Source organism: uncultured Nitratireductor sp., assembly GCF_913053745.1.
GTDB lineage: Bacteria > Pseudomonadota > Alphaproteobacteria > Rhizobiales > Rhizobiaceae > Nitratireductor.
In genome coordinates, this window is the sequence record NZ_CAJXGF010000221.1 from 1 (window position 1) to 5,662 (window position 5,662).

Sequence of the window (5,662 nt, forward strand, 5' to 3'; positions counted from 1 at the left end):
CGCGCCCGGCCCGCCGGGGAACTTGTGAGGCGAAAGCACGACTGCATCCTTGGCGCAGTCAGTGCCGGGCTTCATGTCGATTTCCAGATAGGGCGCGCCGCCGGCATAGTCCCATATGGCCAGCGCGCCGTGGGTCTTGAGAAGCCGGGTCACCGCATCCGTATCGGTTGTGATGCCGGTCACATTCGAGGCGGCTGAGAAGGTACCGATCTTCAGCGCCACATCTGCATTTTCCTCGAGCGCCGCTTTGAGCGCGGGCATGTCGGGACCGCCATGTGCAGTTTCGGGGATGGCGATGATCGTGGCACCGCTTTCGCGCCAGGGCAGTATGTTCGAGTGATGCTCGTAGGGTCCGGTGAACACCACCACACGTCCACCCGCCGCTGTCGTTTCGGCAATCTGCAGAAGACGCACCAGCCGGTTGATGCCGGACGTGGCGCCGGAGCCTGAGAAGACGACGCTCGTTTGCGCACCCGCCTTGACAATGCGGTGTATCTCGGCACGCGCGGCCTCGCGCAGACGGGTCGAGAACGAGCCGCAGTAGGAGGCCTCGGTATGACTGTTCGCGTAATACGGCAGAACCTCGTCGCGAATAAAGTCCTCGATCTGGTCAAGGGCACGGCCTGAGGCGACGTAGTCGGCATAGATCAACGGCTTCTGCCCACATGGGCCGTCGATCACAGCGTTCTCGCCGATCAACCCGTTACGCAGATAGGCAGGGAGATCCGTACGTTGGAGGCTGTTTGCAAAGGCCTTCAAAATGTCGCCGGGCATGGTTCGATTCACCAGTTGGATCAATGGCGAAAGGATTACACACGACTGGGCAATCATTTTCACATAAAACTATGGAAATTGTCCATGAAACGGGTCATATGAACGATAATGAGCGAAAAAATAGATCAATTTGACAGGAAAATATTGCGTGCGCTCCAGCGCGATGCCAGTCTGTCGCAACGCGACCTGGCGGAAAAAGTCGGGCTCTCCCAGAACGCCTGTTGGCGCCGGCTGAAATTGCTGGAGGAGCGCGGCATCATTCGTGGGCGAACATTGCAGGTGGACAGGAACAAGCTGGGCCTCGGGCTTGTGGTTTTCGTCATGGTCAAGACACGCCATCATTCCACTGCCTGGCTTCAGACCTTTCGCCAGCACGTCTCGAGCATCCCCGAAATCGTCGACTTCTTCCGCATCGGAGGCGACTATGATTACATGCTCCGCATCGTAACCACGGACATGGAAAGCTACGATTCGGTCTATCAGCGTTTGATCCAGAAAGTCGAACTGGAATCGGTTACATCCTATTTTGCCATGGAGGCGATCGAGGAGCGCCGCCCGCTGCCAATCTGATCGTTCCGGCGAGTCTATCTATGGAAGACAAGAAGATTTCGTTCGAGCGCATCTGCCTTTACGCGTTTCTCACATCGCTTACGGCGCTCAGCATCGATGCCGTGTTACCGGCGCTGCGTCTGATAGAGAGCGATCTGCATGTGGAACCGCCTCTTTCCACCCAACACATCGTGTCGCTGTTCATTTTCGGCATGGTCTTTGGCGAGCTCTTTTTGGGACCCATTTCAGATGCCGTCGGGCGAAAGCGTGCGCTCGTCTCGGGCCTGTTGCTCTACATGGCCGGAACGGTGGTTGCGATGTTGTCCGCCTCGGTGGAGATGATCGTTCTCGGCCGCATCCTGCAGGGAATTGGCGTGGCCGGCCCGAAGATCGCGACGCGCGCACTGATACGCGATCAGTTCGAAGGCGACGCCATGGCGCGGATCATGTCGTTCATGTTCGTTTTGTTCATCCTGGTGCCGATGATCGCCCCCGCCATGGGACAGGCGGTGTTGGCGGTCGCCGGCTGGCGGGCGATCTTCACTGTCTATCTCATCCTCTCGGTGCTGCTGTGCATCTGGCTCGTTTTGCGCCAGCCGGAAACGCTGGCACCGCAAGACCGTATTCGTTTCCATTCCGCCACCCTGATGCGCAACGCGTTGAGCGTTTTGCGTAATCGGCGTGTCGGGCTTTTGATTGTTGCAACGGGCCTCGTGTTCGGAGCCCAGTTGCAATATCTGAGCACGGCCGCGGACATATTTTTCGACGTCTACGGAATTGCCGGGACGTTCCCGGCCTACTTCGCGGCGCTTGCTGCGGGCATCGGTTTGGCATCCATCGTCAATGCGCAGGTGGTGCGTCGCTTCGGCATGCAGGTCATGTCCGAATGTGCGCTTTGCGGTCTCTCGGCCTTCGGCCTCGGCTTGCTGATTGTATCGCTGCTCTATGCGGGCCGTCCGCCGCTGCCGGTTTTCATGGGGCTCGGCTTCGCGATCTTCTTTTTCATCGGCATCCTGTTCGGCAATCTGAACGCGATGGCGATGCAATCTTTGGGACAACTCGCCGGTCTCGGCGCATCGCTGATCGCTTCGGGATCGAGCCTCGTGGCAGTGGTTTTCGCCGTTGTCTTCGGTGCATTCTACAACGAGACGACCGTTCCACTGGCGTCTGGCTTTCTCGTCACGGGAACGTTGAGCCTGATGTTGATCCGGCTCGCCGCAAGGGCGAGCCGGGAGCCGGTAATACCGGTGAAGCGTCCGGCCTGATCAGCCGGTCGCCGCGACGACGATGATCTCGACCGTATATTCGGGCGTCGCCAGAGCTGACTCGCCGCAGGCGCGGGCCGGCGCATGGCCGGGAGCCACCCAGGCGTCCCACACTTCGTTCATCTCGGCGAAGTCCTTCATCGAAGCGAGCCAGATGGTCGCTTGCAGAATGCGCGTTTTGTCGGAGCCGTTCTGCTCGAGGAGCGCGTCGATCTTGCTGAGAATATCTTCGGTCTGCCTCGCCACGCTCTCGCCCGCCGTCCCGACCTGACCGGCCAGATAGATGGTGCCGTTGTGATTGACGGCCTGGCTCATGCGGGTGCCGGTGTCGACGCGTGTGATATCGGGCATGTTTTTTCCTTTCAGGACTTGATGAGACGCTGTGGTGCAAGGGCCTGCACCACCGTTTCGGGAAGGCTGGATTTGCGCCCGGCGCACAAATCGGCTGCGAGTGCGGAAAGGGCGGGCGAGGTCTGCACGCCATAACCACCTTGTCCGGCCAGCCAGAAAAAGCCGTCCGCGTCCGGCGCGAAGCCGACAGCGGGCGTTCGATCCGGGAAAAAACTGCGCAGGCCGGCCCAGCTCCGTTCAATACGTGTCACGGGCACGGTCACAGCCTGTTCGAAGCGATGCAGCCCTTCGGCAAGCACCATATCGTCGGGCCAGGCGTCGAAAGGCTCGGATGGGTCCTCGTCCGCAGGCGAGACCATCAGCTTGCCCGCGTCCGGCTTGGCGTACCAGCCTTCGCCTGCGCAGGCGAAGAGAGGCCAGCCCGTCACGTCGTGACCGTCCGGTGCGGGCAAGATCACCGCCGACCGGCGCATCGGCGTCAGACCGAGCGGTTGAATGCCCGCGAGTTTCGCGATCTGGTCGGCCCAGGCGCCGGCGGCATTCACGATAACTGGTGCTGAGAAGGAGCCTTGCGGCGTTTCCAGCGTCCACACGCCGTTGGTGCGAGAAATGGCGGCAACAGGGGCCTTGTTGACGATGCGGCCGTCCCGATGGCGCAGCATCTTTGCAAACCCCTGCAGCAGGCGGTCAACGTCGATGTCTTGCGCGCCTTCCTCGATCGCGGCCGCCGCAATGTTCTCGCGCCTGAGGATAGGCACGCGTGCAACCGCGGCGTCCGCATCCAGTCGTTCCATGCCGGTCGCACCCTGAAGCGTTTTGTCGAGTGCGCCGACATGCTCTTCGGTGGCGATATAAAGCAGGCCGCGCGGGGTGAGCAGGCTCTCCTCCGAAATGCCTTCGGGCTCCTTGAACACCGGTTCGGCAGCCGCATTGAGGGCGCGCAAAGTGGCGTTGCCGTAATTGCGGATATAGATCGCCGCGGAACGGCCGGTCGCGTGATAGCCGATGGCTTCTTCCGTCTCCAGAACGGTGACACGGGCGTCCGCCGCCATGCGTGCGCCTGCGCCGATTCCGGCGATGCCGCCGCCGATGACGATGATGTCGGATGTCTCGCTCATGCTTCCCCCTCAAGCTGTTCTGTCGCCGGTCTCGCGCGCGGCTTTCCAAATCGGCCAATGCTCTGGCTGCCGATACAGGCACACAGATACTGATCGCGGCTCGAAAGCAATAGGCTCAGCCCTCTTGTGGCATTATGGCACCGACGGAAAAGCCTACGGTTTCCCGCCGCCGGTTCCGTGTCGGAAGTCGTCTCAACGTCGTTTCACAACAATACGGTTTGTGATGTTATCGGATTTGCCCTATCAGTTCGGATGGGAGGAAAGTTATTGATATTTAAGGGTAATTATATGTTTTATCGTTTTCGCTATATAGCAATACCTTTCTGTTTTCTGCATTCATCCGTTTTGTCGTTCTTTTTGGTAGTCCTGTCGCCGGTCCCTGCATGGGCCGCCGAACCGGTCATGCCGGCAAGGACGATTCGGACGATCGAAACCGAGGCGCGTCGGCTCATGCGCGAGCACGATGTTCCCGGCTTGGCGATTGCCGTCACGGTCGATGGCCGACACCGCATCTTCAACAATGGAGTTGTGTCCCGCCAAAGCGGAGCGCCGGTTGTAAGCAAAACGCTTTTCGAGATCGGTTCCATCAGCAAGACCTTCACGGGGCTTCTCGCCTCCTATGCGCAGGTTAAGGGCAAGCTCTCCTTGTTCGATGAAGTCAGCGACCATCTTCCGGTGTTGAAAGGAAGCGCCTTCGACACTGTCACCGTTCTCAATCTCGCGACCCACACGAGTGGGCTGGAACTGTTTCTGCCTGACGAGGCCAGGACGCAGGAAGCACTTCTCGCTTATTGCGGTGCTTGGACGCGGCGCTATTCGCCGGGTACCCAGCGCACCTATTCCAACATCGGCACAGCGCTCCTGGGCATCGTCGGCGCGACAGCGATGAAACAGAGCTATGACGAGGTGATCAACGGGGAAATCCTGCCGCGACTGGGCTTGTCGAACACCTACACGCAGGTCCCCGCAGGCAGGCTGAAGGATTATGCACAAGGCTACAATCGAAGGGGCGAGCCTGTTCGCCTGGCTTCCGCTCCACTTGCAGCCGCTACTTACGGTATCAGAACCACGGCCGACGATCTTATCCGTTATGTCGAGGCGTATATGGGGATTGGCGACCTGGAACCGGACATGCAACGCGCCATCCGACAGGCGCTCACCGGCTATTTCAAGGCAGGGGCCCTCACGCAGGATCTGATTTGGGAGCAGTACGCCTATCCGGTCGGTCTGAAGCGGCTTCTTCAGGGAAATTCCAGGACAATGGTGCGGGAGGACGTGCCGGCGATGCGGCTGAAACCGGCATTTCCACCGCGTAAGAAAGTGCTCATCAACAAGTCCGGCTCGACCCGGGGTTTCTCCGCCTATGTCGCTTTCGTTCCCGGAAGCAGGATCGGTGTCGCACTGCTCGCCAACAAGTCCGTCCCGGCGCCCGATCGTGTGAAAACCGCGTACCGTATTTTAGAGGCGTTGGAGGACGCCCGGCCATGACGGGACCAGCTCGCCGGCTGGCATAGAGATCCAGCCGGCAAACCAGGATTTCCTTATCGACGCGCCACGACGGGCACGTAGTTTTCCAGATCGGAATTGGGAAACCGCACCGTATCG

At 59.9% G+C, this 5,662-nt stretch carries 6 protein-coding genes; 3 read left to right on the top strand and 3 right to left on the bottom strand.

The window, feature by feature from the left end; genetic code table 11:
* On the bottom strand, positions 1 to 774 hold a 774-nt coding region (locus tag QZ638_RS22270; RefSeq protein ID WP_295814691.1), incomplete at its 3' end, for an aminotransferase class V-fold PLP-dependent enzyme.
* Between the two features lie 108 nt (positions 775 to 882).
* Between QZ638_RS22270 and QZ638_RS22275 the strand changes: the two genes are divergently transcribed.
* Both QZ638_RS22275 and QZ638_RS22280 read left to right on the top strand, forming a co-directional pair.
* Positions 883 to 1,344 (top strand): Lrp/AsnC family transcriptional regulator, encoded by a 462-nt coding sequence (locus QZ638_RS22275; RefSeq protein WP_295814694.1) that lies wholly within the window; start codon positions 883 to 885, stop codon positions 1,342 to 1,344.
* 20 nt (positions 1,345 to 1,364) lie between these two features.
* Positions 1,365 to 2,588 carry a multidrug effflux MFS transporter gene (locus QZ638_RS22280; protein ID WP_295814697.1) on the top strand — a complete coding sequence of 408 codons (1,224 nt, stop codon included), beginning with the start codon at positions 1,365 to 1,367 and terminating at the stop codon, positions 2,586 to 2,588.
* On the opposite strand, the gene QZ638_RS22285 is transcribed toward QZ638_RS22280, so the two are convergent.
* Both QZ638_RS22285 and QZ638_RS22290 read right to left on the bottom strand, forming a co-directional pair.
* A complete protein-coding gene (locus tag QZ638_RS22285) occupies positions 2,589 to 2,939 on the bottom strand; it encodes a RidA family protein (RefSeq protein WP_295814699.1) in 351 nt (116 codons plus the stop codon).
* A gap of 11 nt (positions 2,940 to 2,950) precedes the next feature.
* Positions 2,951 to 4,057, bottom strand: coding sequence for an FAD-binding oxidoreductase (locus tag QZ638_RS22290; protein ID WP_295814701.1), 1,107 nt, complete (start codon positions 4,055 to 4,057; stop codon positions 2,951 to 2,953).
* A 402-nt stretch (positions 4,058 to 4,459) separates the two neighbouring features.
* On the opposite strand from QZ638_RS22290, the gene ampC reads away from it, so the two are divergent.
* Complete coding sequence (gene ampC, locus QZ638_RS22295; protein ID WP_295814703.1) at positions 4,460 to 5,545, top strand: class C beta-lactamase; 1,086 nt, start codon at positions 4,460 to 4,462, stop codon at positions 5,543 to 5,545.
* Positions 5,546 to 5,662 lie beyond the last annotated feature (117 nt).

What these genes read in the sequence shown, in the direction of transcription:
- QZ638_RS22275 (WP_295814694.1), top strand. Translation starts at nt 883, where the DNA reads ATGAGCGAAAAAATAGATCAATTTGACAGGAAAATATTGCGTGCGCTC.
- QZ638_RS22280 (WP_295814697.1), top strand. Translation starts at nt 1,365, where the DNA reads ATGGAAGACAAGAAGATTTCGTTCGAGCGCATCTGCCTTTACGCGTTT.
- QZ638_RS22285 (WP_295814699.1), bottom strand. Translation starts at nt 2,939, where the DNA reads ATGCCCGATATCACACGCGTCGACACCGGCACCCGCATGAGCCAGGCC.
- QZ638_RS22290 (WP_295814701.1), bottom strand. Translation starts at nt 4,057, where the DNA reads ATGAGCGAGACATCCGACATCATCGTCATCGGCGGCGGCATCGCCGGA.
- ampC (WP_295814703.1), top strand. Translation starts at nt 4,460, where the DNA reads ATGCCGGCAAGGACGATTCGGACGATCGAAACCGAGGCGCGTCGGCTC.